This is a genomic window from Streptomyces sp. NPDC005195 (assembly GCF_040608315.1).
Lineage (GTDB): Bacteria > Actinomycetota > Actinomycetes > Streptomycetales > Streptomycetaceae > Streptomyces > Streptomyces kaempferi.
In genome coordinates this window covers 214,055-227,776 of sequence record NZ_JBEXHZ010000004.1, presented here as the reverse complement: position 1 = coordinate 227,776, position 13,722 = coordinate 214,055, and the positions used below count along the sequence as shown (strand labels likewise).

The window sequence follows — 13,722 nt, the reverse complement described above, 5'->3', positions numbered from 1 at the left end:
GGCGCTCGGCCGGCGGATCAGAGGGCCACGCTGAGTCCCTCGAGTCCCCGGATCACGAAGTTCGGCTTGCGTTCCGGTTCCTCCGCGAGCCGCAGCGTCGGGGCCTGCTCGAGCAACGCCCCGAGCGACGCCGCCAGTTCGATCCGGGCCAGCGGCGCGCCGATGCAGTAGTGGATGCCCGCGCTGAAGGAGATGTGCGGGTTGTCGGTGCGGGAGAGGTCCAGTTCGCCGGGGCGGGTGAAGACCGCCGGGTCATGGTTGGCGGAGCCGAAGAGCAGGGCGATCTCCGCACCGCGCGGGATCGTCGTACCGTCGATCTCGATGTCGTCCAGCACCCACCGCTCGAACATCTGCAACGGGGTGTCGTAGCGCATCAGTTCCTCCACCGCCGTGGGGACCAGCGAGCGGTCGGCGCGCAGCTCCGCCAGCCGGCCGGGGTGGCGGAACAGCGTCCACCAGCCGTTCACCGTGGCGTTGACCGTCGCCTCGTGCCCCGCGTTCAGCAGCAGCACACAGGTGGAGATCATCTCCTGCTCGGTGAGCCGGTCGCCCTCGTCGTGCGCGGCGATGAGCCCCGAGATCAGGTCGTCGCCCGGCTCCTTGCGTCGGGCCTCGATCAGCTCCCGCAGATACTCCGTGAACTCGACCGACGCCCGTACCGCCCTGGCCGCCGTCTCCCGCGAGGGGTTCAGCTCGTACATCCCGCAGATGTCCGCCGACCACGGCCGCAGCGGTGCCCGGTCGGACTCCGGGATGCCCAGCATCTCGGCGATCACGGCGACCGGGAGCGGCTCGGCGACATCGGTGAGCAGATCACCGCCGCCGGCCGCGACCAGACCGGCGACCAGCTCGGCCGCCAGCCTCCGCACATACGGTCCCAGCCGCTCGACCGTGCGCGGGGTGAACGCCTTGGAGACCAGCCGGCGGATCCTGGTGTGGTCCGGCGGCTCCAGGTCGAGCATCCCGTGGTCGTTGAGCACGTGGAACGGCTCGTGCTCGGGCGGGGGCGCCGTCCGCCCGAAGTCCTCGTGCGTGAAGCGGTGCTGGTACGTCCGGCCCAGGCGCCGGTCCCGCAGCAGCGCCGACACGTCCGCGTGGTGCGGGACCAGCCACTGGTCGGTCGGCTCGTAGTAGTGGACCCGGCCGCGCGCACGCAGTTCCGCGTAGGCGGGGTACGGGTCCGCCACGAACGCCGGGTCCCAGGGGTCGAAGGTCCCGGGAGTCTCCAAAGCTGCCATGACCGGACGCTAGCCCGCCGCACCCCCCTCTGAACAGGGGCGTCCCGGCGGACGGCCCCCCGTGCCACCCGCGCCCTGCCACCTCCCGCCGGGACCGGGACCGGGTCACCTGGGCGTGATCAGCCGCGCCTCGTAGGCGAAGACCGCCGCCTGGGTGCGGTCCCGCAGCCCCAGCTTCACCAGGATGCGGCTCACATGGGTCTTGATCGTGGACTCCGCGACGAACAGCCGCGAGGCGATCTCCGCGTTCGACAGACCCTGCGCGATCAGGACCAGCACCTCCGTCTCGCGCTCGGTCAGGTCGCCGTAGGCCGCCTGTGCCGTGGCCGACAGCCGCGGGGCGTCGGCGAGCCGGGAGAACTCGGTGATCAGCCGCCTGGTGACCGAGGGCGCGAGCAGCGCCTCGCCCGCCGCGACCACCCGAACCCCGTCGGCGAGCTGCCGCGCGGAGGCGTCCTTGAGCAGAAAGCCGGAGGCTCCCGCGCGCAGCGCCTGGTACACGTACTCGTCGAGGTCGAAGGTGGTGAGCACCAGCACCTTCGCGGTGCTGTCCGCGGCGACGATCTCCCGGGTCGCCTCGATGCCGTTCAGCTCCGGCATGCGGATGTCCATCAGTACGACGTCCGGGCCGAGTTCGCGGACCCGCTCCACCGCGTCCCGCCCGTTGACCGCCTCGCCGACCACCTCGATGTCCGGCATCGCGCCGAGCAGCACCGAGAACCCCTCGCGGACCATCACCTGGTCGTCGGCGATCAGCACGCGGATGGTGTCACCCGCCGCCCCGCCGGCCGTCCGGCCCGGTGCCCCGCCGGTCGCCCCGTCCGGTGTCCCGCCCGTCGTCCCGCCCGTCATCCGGACTCCTCCGCCACGGGCACCGGCACCGGCAGGAACACCGTCACCTCGTATCCGCCGTCGTCCGTCTCGCCCGTCGTCATCTCGCCGTCCAGCATCGTGACCCGCTCCCGCATGCCGGTGATGCCGTGGCCCGCGCCGTGCGTGGACTTCACCAGGTTCGCGGCCGGCGCGGGGCCGTTGACTATCCGCAGGCCGAGCCCGCCGAGGACGTAGCCGATCTCCACGCGGGCCATGGCACCGGGCGCGTGCCGCAGCGCGTTGCTCAGCGCCTCCTGGACGATGCGGTACGCCGACAGCTCGACGCCCTGCGGGAGTTCACGCACCGCACCCGTGACCACCTTCTCCACGCTCAGGCCCGCGTCCCGCACATTGGCGAGCAGCGCTTCGAGATCGGCGAGGGTGGGCTGCGGGGCGTCCGGCGCCTCGTAGTCCTCGGCCCGTACGACACCGAGGACACGACGCAGCTCGGTGAGCGCCGCCACCGCGTTCTCCCGGATCGTGACGAAGGCCTGCTCCAGCTCCGGCGGCGGGTTCTCCACCCGATAGGGCGCGGCCTCCGCCTGAATGGCGACCACCGACATGTGGTGGGCCACCACGTCGTGCAGCTCGCGCGCGATCGTCGTGCGCTCCTCCAGCAGGGTGCGCTTGGAGCGCTCGTGCGCCGTCACGGACAGCTGGGCGGTCACCTCCCGCTCCGCCGCGCGGCGGATGTGCAGGACGGTGACGACCAGCAGGGCGAGCGCGGCGAGAAACAGCAGGGCGACCGAGTCGGTCTCGTAGTGCCCGGCGCCGAAGACGGTCTCGGCCGCCATCCCGTACAGCGCGGTCAGCACCCACATCCAGGCCGCGGTGCGCGGCCGCGTCCGCAGCGCCACCACCGTCAGCACCACCAGGTGGGAGACGAAGGCGCCCGGCGCCCAGGGCCAGTCGCCCCAGCTGTCGCTGAACACGGCCGCGAACGGTGTCGCCACGAGGGAGAACCAGAAGGCACCGACCGGCCGGACGAGCGTCAGCAGGACCGGGAGCAGCGCGAGGAATCCGGGCACCAGGCCGGGCACCAGGCTCGGGGTGCCGGGGCCGCCGTCGTTCTCGGTGCTCGCGACGGCCATCGCGAGCAGTCCGCACAGCACGGTGGCGGCGTGCGGAGCCCAGGCCGCGTACTCCCTGACACTCTCGGGGAGACGTCGGGTGAGCGGACCGTCCACCCGCATGCGCGGGAGCGGACGGTAGGCGAAGGCATCGTGGAGCAGGTCCTGCCGGAGTCCGCGCAGGGCGTCCACGTCGAGCCGGAACTCCGGGCTGCGTGGCTTGGCCCCGCCCGGCGGCGTCTTCTGCGTCTGGGTCGTGTCGGTCACGTTCGAAACGGTAGGCCGCCCGCCGGGCCGCCGTCGTCACCTGTGAGAAGGGTCCTGCCGGGTCCGTCTCAGGTACTACGGGGTGCGCCCGAGGGGGCGGCGGCCGGGCCCGCGCCACCGCCCGGCACTCAGTAGCCGGACGGGCGTACCAGTCCCGACTCGTAGGCGAAGACCGCGGCCTGGGTGCGGTCGCGCAGACCCAGTTTCACCAGGATCCGGCCCACGTGGGTCTTCACGGTCTGTTCGGCGACGACGAGGCGCTCGGCGATCTCCGCGTTCGACAGACCCTGCGCGATGAGGGCGAGGACCTCCGTCTCGCGCTCCGTCAGCTCGCCCACGCGCTGCTTGAGCGGGGTACGGGGTGCGGAACCCAGACGGGAGAACTCGGCGATGAGACGACGGGTGATCCCGGGCGCGATCAGCGCGTCGCCCGCCGCCACCACCCGTACCGCCTCGGCGAGCTGGTCGGCGGACGCGTCCTTGAGCAGGAACCCGGAGGCACCGGCCCGCAGCGCCTCGTACACGTACTCGTCGAGGTCGAAGGTGGTCAGCACCAGCACCCTGATCAGGGGTGTCTCGGCGGTGATGCGGCGGGTCGCGTCGATTCCGCCGAGCTCGGGCATGCGGATGTCCATCAGCACGACGTCCGGGGCGAGTTCGGCGACCTGGGCGATCGCGTCCAGGCCGTCCACCGCCTGGCCGACCACCTCGATGTCGGGCTGGGTGTTGAGCAGCACGGTGAAGCCCTGGCGGACCATCTGCTGGTCGTCGGCGATCAGTACACGGATGGTGCTGCTCGTCATCGGCTCTTGTCTCCTGTGCGGCCCGATGTGTCGACGTCGGGGGGCGGGTGGTCGGGGGGCGGGTGGTCGGGGGACGGACGGTCCGCGGACGGGTGGTCGGGGGAGGCGTCGTCGGTCAGGGCGACGCCGTTGCGGGGCAGGAAGGCGGCCACCACGAAGCCGCCGTGCGACGTCTCGGCGGTCACCAGGGTGCCGCCCAGCATCGCGGCCCGCTCCCGCATCCCGAGCAGACCGTGCCCCGCGCCCGGGGACGGCGGGGCCGGGCGCTCGGGTCTCGAATTGATGATCCGCACCTGGAGGCCCCTCGGGAAGTGCCACAGCTCGACGCGGACCGCCGAACCGGGCGCGTGCCGCAGCGCGTTGCTCAGCGCCTCCTGGATGATCCGGTAGGCCGACAGCTCGACGCCCGGCGCCAGCGGAAGCTGCTCGCCGGAGATCTCCGTCGTCACCTCCAGACCGGCCGCGCGGGTGTTGGCGACGAGCGCGTCGAGGCGGTCGAGCGTGGGCTGCGGGGAGTTGGGGGCGGCGCCGGTGCCGGCTCCGAGGCCGTACGGGTCCTCGGGGTTCTCCGAGCGCAGCACACCAAGGACACGGCGCAGCTCGATCAGTGCCTCCAGGGCGTTCTGCCGGATGCCCGCGAGGTTCTCCCTCAGCTCCTCGGACGGGTTCTCGACCAGGTGGGGAGCGACCTGGGCCTGAATGGAGATCACCGACATGTGGTGGGCGACCACGTCGTGGAGTTCGCGTGCGATCCGGCTGCGCTCCTCCAGCAGGGTGCGCCGGGCACGCTCCTCCGCGGTCAGCGAGGCCTGTTCGACGAGCTGGGTGCGGGCCTCGCGGCGGCCGCGCAGGGCGATGCCGAGGAGGAGCACGGCGGCGAAGACGGCGAGTGCCGGCAGGCCCGTGGAACGGTAGGCCGCTCCACCGACCACGCCCTGCAGGAAGTACGTCACCAGGGCGGTCAGGGACAGCGCGCCGACGGCCGCTCTGGTGCGCAGCCGCAGCGCGAGCAGGAAGAGCACGAAGGCGTGCGCGGTGATCGTCGCCGATCCCCACGGCCAGTCGGGGCCCGGGAAGTGGACGCCCGTCACCATGCGGTTCCTCGCCGCCATGGCGCCGAGGACGGTGCCGCCCAGGGACAGCCACCAGGCCGGCACCGGCCGCCACAGGGCGAGGGCGACCGCCACGCCCTGCGCGATTCCGAACAGGTTGCCCAGGGGGAGGCCGAGCCGGTACTCGGTGGTGAAGGTGTCCGCGCTCGTGAAGATGATCAGGAGGGCGACCATGCCCACCAGGAAGTGCGGCAGCCGTCGCAGCCACCGGGGCCGGGACAGCGGCGGCAGGGGCGCGGCCGCCGTCGACGCGAGGTCGGCGAGGACCTCCCGTACCGGGACACGGGGCCGGGCCGCACTCCGGCGGCTCCGCCGCGGGGGCGTCGCGTCGGGCATGGAGGGCTCCTTGTCCGGCTCCCCGGGCTCCGTGCCGGTCACCCCGTCATCCCTGGGCACGAGGGGCCGTTCGTGTGCCCGCCGGACCACCACGGCGGTGCACGCGGACGATACGGGAGGGGCGGCCCGTGCGGCGGCGCGGGCCCTGTTCGCGGGAGCGGAACGCGGCCCGGCAGACGGCCAGGGCGAGGGTGAACACCGGGAGCCAGGCGAGGCGGGCCGCCACCCAGCCGAGGTCGTCGGGAACCGTGTGCAGTCCGGGCAGCCGGCCCACGGACAGGCCCACGGCGGTGACCGCCATCAGGGACGTCTGGTGCCAGAGGAATATCGTCATCGCCGACAGGTTGACCATCGCCACCGCCGCCCAGGCGAGCGGCCGTCGCAGCCACCGGCGGAGGGGCTCGCGCAGCAGCAGCGCGAGGCCGCACTGGGCCAGGCCGAAGGTGACCGCGGCCAGCGTCGGCGGGTTCAGGTTCGAGACCGCCGCGCCCGGGACGCCCACCATCGACGCGGGGTAGCCGGCCCACGCCACCAGCGCGGCCGTCGCCGCCGCGCCGCAGCCGAACAGCACCCAGCCCGCGCGCCGCCGGTCCAGCTCGCCGCGGGTCCAGGCCGCGCCCAGCGTGTACGGGACCAGCCAGCCCGCCGCCACGTTCACCCAGCCGAGCCAGGAGGGTCCGCCGAGTCCGAATCGCACCAGGTCCACATGGAGAACGACGGCCAGCGGCCACAGCGGGTTCAGTCGGGTGAGCAGCGGGGTCGCCGCGGTCAGCCCGGCGAACACCAGGAGGAACCACAGCGGGGACAGGGCGAGTTCGACGAGGGCGTGGACGGTCCCGACGCCGGTGCCCGACCCGAGCAGGCAGGCCGCGACCACCGCCCAGAGGGTCAGTAGGGCGGCCACCGGCTTGAAGAGTCTCGCCAGGCGTGCGCGCAGCCACTGACCGTACGTCATGCCCCTTGCCCGTGCCGACGCATGACTCCTCGTCGCCACATGGCCGCCGACCAGGAAGAACACGGCCAGGGTCTGGAAGGCCCAGGAGATGGGGGCCAGCCACGGCAGGTGCCGTAACGGGCTCTCCGCGCGCAGTGTGCCGCCGTCCTCGACCAGGGCCGTCACCAGCCAGTGGCCGAGGACCACCCCGAGGATCGCGAAGGCGCGCAGCGCGTCGACGGCACGGTCCCGCCGCGCGGGGGTGGCCGCGTCGACGCGCCGGGCGCCGCCGCCGACGGCCCGCGCCGCGGCCCTCAGGCCGGAGCGCTCGCCCGCCCGCGCATCCCGACGGCCGGCTTCCTGTCCGCCGCCCCCGACGGCCTCCTCCGCTTCTTCCGTGACGCCGGTTCCGGCTTCCGGCGGGCGCGGCGTGCGCTGTACCGACGTGGGTGATGGCTTACGCACGGGGCACCTCCGAGGTGTCTCCGAGGACGATCCGGGCGAGGTTGTCCAGGGACACCGAGCCCGGCTTGAAGTAGTCGCTGTGGCCGCCGCCGCCCGCCGTGAAGACGTGGGCGCCGAAGGCCGGGGACATCGGGTCGGTGCCGAAGCCGACCGTCGTGCCGAAGAGGTCGGCGCGGCCGTGGGGGACGTTCGCGATCCAGTCGCCGGCGCCGCGGGCCGCCCAGACGCGGGCGGACGTGCCCAGGTCCGCCACGGAGTCCGAGCCGGTACCCGGGCTGCCGACCAGGGCGATGTCCGCCACGTCCAGCCCTCGCGCCGCGCGGCCGCAGACGACCGAGCCGTAGGAGTGGCACAGCAGGGAGAAGTGCGCCTCGGGGCCGACGACGCCGCGCAGTTCGCGTACGAACCCCCTCAGGCGCGGGGCCGCTTCCTCGGCCCGGCCGGCCGTCAGGACCGTGGCGCTGACCGTGCCCGGGGTCTCGTAGCCGAGCCAGGCGACGACCGCCGTACCCGGGCCGAGCCGGTCGTGCAGGGCGAGAGCCGCGGCGCGGAAGCGGCCGTACGTCTCCAGGGTGGTGTCGGAACCCGGGACCAGGACCGCGACGCGGCCGGCGTGCGCGAGGTCGCCGAGGACCTCGACGGCCAGGCCCGCTCCCCGGCCGTCGAAGGAGAGGAGGTGGCGGCCGCGAGCGGCCATCGCGCGGTCCGCGGCGGCCCGGGTGCGGTCGCCGTGGCCGGCTGCCATGCGGGCCGCCCGCTCGGCGTTCGCGCGGTTCGCCGCGTACGCCGTGGCCAGGGTCGAACGGGTCGGCGGGGCGAGTACCGCCGGGGCGGGGGCGGGGATCCGCGGGCGGGCCGCGGCCGACACGGGGACGACGACGGCGCAGACGACCAGTGCCGCGAGCAGGGTACGGACCGGGCGCCGGAGCGCCTGCCCGCCATCGCGTCGGCTCCCGCCCCCGTGCGCGTCACTCGGCCTCGCCCGGAGATCCATCGCGTCCGTCCCCTCCCGCTCGCCCGCTCGTCGGGTGCCTCTGCAGGGGAAGTTACGGATCGTGACGCGTCGTCGGCGTCCTCCCAGGGAGCTCACCCGGGAGGTAGCTCTCAGGTACTACGGGTATGACCCGGGGAGTGCGGGACGGCACCCAGGAGGTACGGGACGGCGGTGACCGCAGCTGTCACCAGGCCAGTTGGGCGATCTCCTCGGCCACGACCGCGCACGCGTCCGCCGCCGGATCGATCAGCGGGAAGTGGCCGACGTCCTCCAGGAGCGTCAGACCGACCACCTCGCCGGCCCGTGCCGCGGCCTCGGCGTACGACTCCGCGACCGCCTGCGGCACGACGAGGTCGGTGCGGCCCTGCACGAGAGTCGTGGCGATGCCCGTGGGGAGCAGGTGGGCGGGGTCGGCATAGGGCTGCCGTTCCGCGAACCTCTCCTCGCCGCCCAGGAGTTGACGGGCCGCCCCGGAGCACACGTCCAGCTTCTCGGCGACCTGGAAGTCCGCGATCGGGGCGAGGGCGACGACGCCGCGCAGCGGGACGGGGCGGTCGGTGCGCCAGGGGGCGTCCGCGGGCAGGACGTGCCGGGCCGCGGCCCACAGGGCGAGGTGGCCGCCGGCGGAGTGGCCGGTGATCACCGTGCGGTGGGGGTCGACCCCCGGCAGATGCGCCTCCACCAGCGGGGGCAGCGCGTCGAGCGCCGCCGCGACGTCGTCGAAGGTGTCGGGCCAGCGGCCCGCCACCGGGCCCTCGCCGCCCTGCGCGGGGAGCACCGCGCCCCTGCGGTACTCGACATTGGCCACCGCGAAGCCGCGGCGGGCCAGGAAGTCCGCGAACGGGGTGATGTGCCGCCGGTCGTACGGGGCGCGCCAGGCACCGCCGTGCAGAACGACCACCAGCGGGACGGGCAGCGCGGGGTCGGGATCACGCGGGCCGTAGAAGTCGATCACCTGGTCGGGGTGGTCGCCGTACACGGCGGTGACGTCGGGGTCGACGGGCGGGTGGGAGAAGGCCGACGCCTCCTCGGCGGCGTCCCGTGCTGCGGCGTCGTCCGGCATGCTCCAACCTCTCAGCGGTGAAACGGATTTGGATGTGGCGGACCGGGAGAGAGATCGTCCGTTGGCGGGGACGGTATCAGGCCCGTGACGTGCGCCTACACCCGGACATCACGCTCGGTGAGGGTTGAGCGGTCCCGCTGTTTCGTTACGCTGGGCGGGCGCTGCGGCGCTTCTACGAGGTACGGGTGGGCGAGTGGGCGCCGTGGGTCGAACAGGGCGCGGCCCGGGGAGAGCTGCCGGCCGGAACCGACCCCTCGTTGGTGGTACGGGCGGTGTCGGCGCCCCTCCTCTCCCCGAGCCCCACCCTCTCCCCTAGCCCACCGTCTCCCCCAGCACCCGCGCCGCCCGCTCCACGTCCGCGAATCCCACGTACAGCGGGGTGAGGCCGAAGCGCAGGATGTCCGGGCGGCGGAAGTCGCCGACCACACCGCGGCCGACGAGACGCTTCATCACCTCGCCCGCGTCCGCGCACCGCAGGGAGACCTGGCTGCCGCGTTCGGCGTGGACCGACGGCGTCACGGACTCCACGAGGCCCCCGGGAACGTACGCCTCGACACACTCCAGGAAGAAGTCCCCCAGCGCGAGCGACTTGGCCCGGACCGCCTCGACCGACACCCCGTCCCACACCTCGAGCGCCGCCTCCAGGGCCAGCATGGAGAGGATGTCCGGCGTACCGACCCGCCCCCGCGGGGCGCCCGGCGCCGGTATGAACTCCGCGCTCATGTCGAACGGGTTCGTGTGCGAGTTCCAGCCGGGCAGCGGGGAGTCGAAACGCTCCTGCAGGCCGGCGCGGACGTAGAGGTACGCGGGCGAACCCGGCCCCCCGTTCAGGTACTTGTACGTGCAGCCGACCGCGAGGTCGACCCCGTGGGCGTCCAGACCCACGGGCAGGGCCCCCGCGCTGTGGCAGAGGTCCCAGACCGCCAGGGCGCCCGCGTCGTGGATCGCGGACGTCAGGGCCGGCAGGTCGTGCAGCCGGCCGGTGCGGTAGTCGACGTGGTTCAGCAGCACCGCCGCCGTACGGGGCCCCACGGCGTCCGGCACCGCCGACGGTTCCACCGGGCGCAGCTCGCAGCCCGTCAGACGGGCCGCCGACGCGGCGATGTAGCCGTCCGACGGGAACGTCGTCGCGTCGACGACGATCTCGTCCCGCCCGGCACCGGCCAGCCGCACGGCCCCCACCAGTGCCTTGAAGACGTTCACGCTCGTCGAGTCACCGACCACGATCTGACCGGGAGCGGCGCCGACCAGGGGCGCGATACGGTCGCCGATCCGCTCCGGCGCCGTCCACCAGCCGCTCTCCTCCCAGGACCGGATCCGCAGCTCACCCCACTGCCTGCGGACGACGTCGTCGACCCGGCCGGGGACGTCCACCGACAGCGCGCCGAGCGAGTTCCCGTCCAGGTACACCACGTCGTCCAGCACGAACCGGTCGCGCAGCCCGGCGAGTTCGTCCGCGGCGTCCAGCGCCGCCGCCCTCCCGGCGTACGACTCAGACATGGCTGCGCGCCGTCCACAGCTCGGGGAACACGTTCTTCTGCGCACGCTTCTCCAGCCAGGCCACCCCGGCGGAGCCGCCCGTGCCCGTCTTCGCGCCCATCGCGCGGCGCGTCGCGACGAGATGGTCGTTGCGCCATCGCCACACCAGCTCCGCGACGTCCGTCAGCGCCTCCCCGAGCCGGGCCAGGTCGCTCTCCTCGTCCCCCGAGTAGAGCGCGGTCCACACCGCCTCCACCTCCGGCGAGGGCTCGTACCGCAGCGACACGTCCCGCTCCAGCACCGCGGCCGGGACCGCGTGCCCGCGCCGCGCGAGCAGCCGCAGCACCTCGTCGTACAGGCTCGGCTCGTACAGCGCCTTCTCCAACTCGGCGTGCACCCGCGGCGCGCCCCGGTGCGGGACCAGCATCGACGCGGACTTCTCACCGAGCAGGAACTCCATCCGCCGGTACATCGCGGACTGGAATCCGGAGCCCTCGCCGAGGGCGGAGCGGTACGAGTTGAACTGCGCCGGTGTGAGCTGCGCGAGGGGCCGCCAGGACGCGTTCAGCGCCTCCAGCTCCCGCAGGGACCGCTTGAGGGCCGCCACGGCGACGGGCAGCCGGTCCTCGCGCAGCGCCTGCGCCGCGGTCTCCCACTCGTGCACGATGACGGTGAACCACAGTTCCATGACCTGGGTGGTCACCAGGAAGACCATCTCTCCGGGGTCGTCGGAGCGGATGTGCTGCAAGTGGGTGAGGACGTCCGCCTGGACGTAGTCCTCGTACGGCGTGGTGCCGTGGAAGTCGAGATGCGGGGTCTCGGGCGCCTGGGCCACCATGGGCCGGGCCGGCTGGGACGACATCGCTGTCTCCTGATACGTGCTCCGGGTAGCGGTCCGCCCCTGCCGTCATCGACACGGGGGCCCCGGTCCCCACCGGGAATCCTGCGCAATCGTCCCCCGAAAACGCAAGACCCGCCCGGTCACACCCGCCGGACGGGTCCCACGGGTTCCGCGCCCTAACCCAGCGTCTGCGCCGCCGTCGGCGAGGAGTCCTTCAGGAACTGGCTGCAGCGCTCGTACTCCTCCTTCTCGCCGATCGCCTGCGCGGCGCGGGCGAGGCCGTTCAGGGCGCGCAGGAAACCGCGGTTCGGTTCGTGCTCCCACGGCACCGGACCGTGCCCCTTCCAGCCGCTGCGGCGCAGGGAGTCCAGGCCGCGGTGGTAGCCCGTACGGGAGTACGCGTACGACTCGACGACACTGCCCCGCTCGTACGCCTCGTCGGCCAGCTGGGCCCAGGCGAGCGAGGAGGTCGGGTACTTGGCGGCGACGTCGGCGGACGGCGTGCCGTTCGCGAGCAGCTCGCGCGGCTCCGGGTCGTCGGGCAGGTAGGTCGGGGGCGGTCCCCCGAGAAGGTTCTCGTGAATCGTCATGGGTTCCAGTCTGCTGCATCGCCGGTGCCCGGTGACGTCCGCCCGCCCCTCCGGAGCCACCGGTTCCGCGGGAGCCGCCGGGCGGCCCCCGGCGGCTCAGGACGGCAGCGTTCCAGGGGCCGCCGCGCGCTGGGGCTCCAGCGGGGGCGTCGTCACACAGCCGTGCGTACGGCACTGGGGGCGGCGGCAGTCGGGCGCGGGCCGGCGGACGGTCACGAAGGCCAGCACCGCCCCCACCACGAGCACGCCCGCGCACAGCGGCATCGCGCGCTGGAACGCGGAGTCGAAGGCGTCCGCCGAGCGGTACGCCTCCGGACCCATGCCGACCAGCACCGGCAGGGCCGCCACGGCGAGGAGACCGCCGACCCGGGCCGCCGCGTTGTTGATGCCGCTGGCCAGGCCCGCCCGCCCGGTGTCCACCGAGGCGAGGACGGTCGCGGTCAGCGGCGCCACGAGCGTCACCATGCCCGCGCCCATCACCAGCAGGGCGGGCAGCACGTCGCTGACGTACACGGCGCCCTTGCCCACCCGCAGCATCAGCAGCATGGCCACCGCGCACAGCAGCGGGCCCACCGTGAGCGGGACGCGCGGCCCGATGCGCTGCGCCAGTTCGCCGGAGCGGGCGGAGAACAGCAGCATCAGGGCGGTGGTGGGCAGCAGCGCCGTCCCCGCCTGCAGGGGCGAGTAGCCGGCCACGACCTGGAGCTGGAGCGCGGTCAGGAAGAAGAAGCCGCCGAAGGCCGCGTACACGCACAGGGTGACGAGATTGACGGCCGTGAACTGCCGCGACGCGAAGATGTCCGGCGGCATCATCGGATCGGGCCGGGTCCGCTCGACGTGTACGAAACCCACCCCGGCGGCCACGCCGAGGACCGCCGACACCCAGACCAGCACGGAGCCGCTGGTGGCCTCGATCAGGGCGTACGTCACCAGCGCGAGCGCCACCGCGCCGAGGGACGCGCCGAGCACGTCGAAGCCGCGGCGCGGCCGGCCGGCCGCGAGCTCCGGGTCCCGGCCGGGCACGGCGGTGCTCCCGTCGGACTCCGGGACGTGCCGCAGGGCCACGGGCACACACACCAGCGCCAGCGGGATGTTCAGCAGGAAGACCCAGCGCCAGCCGGGGCCGTCCACCAGCCAGCCGCCCAGGAACGGGCCGACCGCCCCGCCGATGCCGCCGAAGCCCGACCACAGGCCGACGGCCTTCGCGCGGTCGTCCGGATGGAAGGAGGCCTGGATGAGGGCGAGCGAGCCCGGGGTCAGCAGCGCCCCGCCGACGCCCTGCAGGGCGCGGGCCGCGATCAGCACGCCCGCGTTCGGCGCGAGCCCGCACAGCAGCGAGGCGGAGGCGAACCACATGACACCGAGGACGAACACCTTGCGGCGCCCGAACCGGTCCCCGAGCGAACCGCCCAGCAGGATCAGCCCGGCCAGCGTCAGCATGTACGCGTTCACGGTCCACTGCAGGGCGGCCAGACTCGCGTCCAGGTCACGGCCGATCCGCGGCAGCGCGACGTTGACGACCGTCGAGTCCAGCATGGCCATGCTGGAGCCGAGCACGGTGGTCAGCAGGATCCACCTGCCCGCGGGCGAGGAGATCCGTACGGCCGGTGTTTCCTGCGAGGGCACAGCCATACTCCGGAGCATACGGAAGGGCCCG

At 73.7% G+C, this 13,722-nt stretch carries 12 protein-coding genes and 1 pseudogene; 1 reads left to right on the top strand and 12 read right to left on the bottom strand.

Annotated elements, in window-relative coordinates:
• Positions 1-17 precede the first annotated feature (17 nt).
• From ABZV34_RS07315 to ABZV34_RS07280, 8 genes are all read right to left on the bottom strand, one after another.
• The gene (locus tag ABZV34_RS07315) at positions 18-1,238 is read right to left on the bottom strand and encodes a cytochrome P450 (RefSeq protein WP_356272152.1); all 1,221 of its coding nucleotides are present in this window, start codon (positions 1,236-1,238) and stop codon (positions 18-20) included.
• 105 nt (positions 1,239-1,343) lie between these two features.
• Positions 1,344-2,090, bottom strand: a complete 747-nt coding sequence (locus tag ABZV34_RS07310; RefSeq protein ID WP_356272150.1) for a response regulator transcription factor — start codon at positions 2,088-2,090, stop codon at positions 1,344-1,346.
• Complete coding sequence (locus tag ABZV34_RS07305) at positions 2,087-3,448, bottom strand: histidine kinase (RefSeq protein ID WP_356272148.1); 1,362 nt, start codon at positions 3,446-3,448, stop codon at positions 2,087-2,089. Before ABZV34_RS07305 ends, ABZV34_RS07310 begins: the two co-directional genes overlap by 4 nt.
• 128 nt (positions 3,449-3,576) lie before the next feature.
• Complete coding sequence (locus ABZV34_RS07300; protein WP_356272146.1) at positions 3,577-4,251, bottom strand: response regulator transcription factor; 675 nt, start codon at positions 4,249-4,251, stop codon at positions 3,577-3,579.
• Positions 4,248-5,699: a sensor histidine kinase gene (locus ABZV34_RS07295; protein ID WP_356272144.1), complete on the bottom strand. Its 1,452-nt coding sequence runs from the start codon at positions 5,697-5,699 to the stop codon at positions 4,248-4,250. Before ABZV34_RS07295 ends, ABZV34_RS07300 begins: the two co-directional genes overlap by 4 nt.
• Before the next feature lie 46 nt (positions 5,700-5,745).
• Positions 5,746-6,951, bottom strand: coding sequence for an acyltransferase (locus tag ABZV34_RS07290; protein ID WP_356272344.1), 1,206 nt, complete (start codon positions 6,949-6,951; stop codon positions 5,746-5,748).
• A gap of 139 nt (positions 6,952-7,090) precedes the next feature.
• The gene (locus ABZV34_RS07285) at positions 7,091-8,092 is read right to left on the bottom strand and encodes an alpha/beta hydrolase (RefSeq protein WP_356272142.1); all 1,002 of its coding nucleotides are present in this window, start codon (positions 8,090-8,092) and stop codon (positions 7,091-7,093) included.
• 184 nt (positions 8,093-8,276) lie between these two features.
• Positions 8,277-9,155: an alpha/beta hydrolase gene (locus ABZV34_RS07280; protein ID WP_356272140.1), complete on the bottom strand. Its 879-nt coding sequence runs from the start codon at positions 9,153-9,155 to the stop codon at positions 8,277-8,279.
• 158 nt (positions 9,156-9,313) lie between these two features.
• Between ABZV34_RS07280 and ABZV34_RS07275 the strand changes: the two are divergent.
• Positions 9,314-9,442 (top strand): annotated as a pseudogene (locus tag ABZV34_RS07275) (TetR/AcrR family transcriptional regulator C-terminal ligand-binding domain-containing protein); the annotation flags it as partial.
• Positions 9,443-9,467: 25 nt separating this feature from the next.
• Here the strand turns inward: ABZV34_RS07275 and kynU are convergent.
• The 4 genes from kynU to ABZV34_RS07255 form a co-directional block, all read right to left on the bottom strand.
• On the bottom strand, positions 9,468-10,655 hold the full coding sequence (kynU, locus tag ABZV34_RS07270) for a kynureninase (protein ID WP_356272138.1): 1,188 nt from the start codon (positions 10,653-10,655) through the stop codon (positions 9,468-9,470).
• A complete protein-coding gene (locus ABZV34_RS07265) occupies positions 10,648-11,496 on the bottom strand; it encodes a tryptophan 2,3-dioxygenase family protein (RefSeq protein ID WP_356272136.1) in 849 nt (282 codons plus the stop codon). Before ABZV34_RS07265 ends, kynU begins: the two co-directional genes overlap by 8 nt.
• 155 nt (positions 11,497-11,651) lie before the next feature.
• The gene (locus ABZV34_RS07260) at positions 11,652-12,065 is read right to left on the bottom strand and encodes a DUF3151 domain-containing protein (protein WP_356272134.1); all 414 of its coding nucleotides are present in this window, start codon (positions 12,063-12,065) and stop codon (positions 11,652-11,654) included.
• Positions 12,066-12,161: 96 nt separating this feature from the next.
• On the bottom strand, positions 12,162-13,697 hold the full coding sequence (locus tag ABZV34_RS07255; RefSeq protein WP_356272132.1) for an MFS transporter: 1,536 nt from the start codon (positions 13,695-13,697) through the stop codon (positions 12,162-12,164).
• Between the last annotated feature and the right edge of the window lie 25 nt (positions 13,698-13,722).

What these genes read in the sequence shown, in the direction of transcription:
- ABZV34_RS07315 (WP_356272152.1), bottom strand. Translation starts at nt 1,238, where the DNA reads ATGGCAGCTTTGGAGACTCCCGGGACCTTCGACCCCTGGGACCCGGCG.
- ABZV34_RS07310 (WP_356272150.1), bottom strand. Translation starts at nt 2,090, where the DNA reads ATGACGGGCGGGACGACGGGCGGGACACCGGACGGGGCGACCGGCGGG.
- ABZV34_RS07300 (WP_356272146.1), bottom strand. Translation starts at nt 4,251, where the DNA reads ATGACGAGCAGCACCATCCGTGTACTGATCGCCGACGACCAGCAGATG.
- ABZV34_RS07295 (WP_356272144.1), bottom strand. Translation starts at nt 5,699, where the DNA reads ATGCCCGACGCGACGCCCCCGCGGCGGAGCCGCCGGAGTGCGGCCCGG.
- ABZV34_RS07285 (WP_356272142.1), bottom strand. Translation starts at nt 8,092, where the DNA reads ATGGATCTCCGGGCGAGGCCGAGTGACGCGCACGGGGGCGGGAGCCGA.
- ABZV34_RS07280 (WP_356272140.1), bottom strand. Translation starts at nt 9,155, where the DNA reads ATGCCGGACGACGCCGCAGCACGGGACGCCGCCGAGGAGGCGTCGGCC.
- kynU (WP_356272138.1), bottom strand. Translation starts at nt 10,655, where the DNA reads ATGTCTGAGTCGTACGCCGGGAGGGCGGCGGCGCTGGACGCCGCGGAC.
- ABZV34_RS07265 (WP_356272136.1), bottom strand. Translation starts at nt 11,496, where the DNA reads ATGTCGTCCCAGCCGGCCCGGCCCATGGTGGCCCAGGCGCCCGAGACC.
- ABZV34_RS07260 (WP_356272134.1), bottom strand. Translation starts at nt 12,065, where the DNA reads ATGACGATTCACGAGAACCTTCTCGGGGGACCGCCCCCGACCTACCTG.
- ABZV34_RS07255 (WP_356272132.1), bottom strand. Translation starts at nt 13,697, where the DNA reads ATGGCTGTGCCCTCGCAGGAAACACCGGCCGTACGGATCTCCTCGCCC.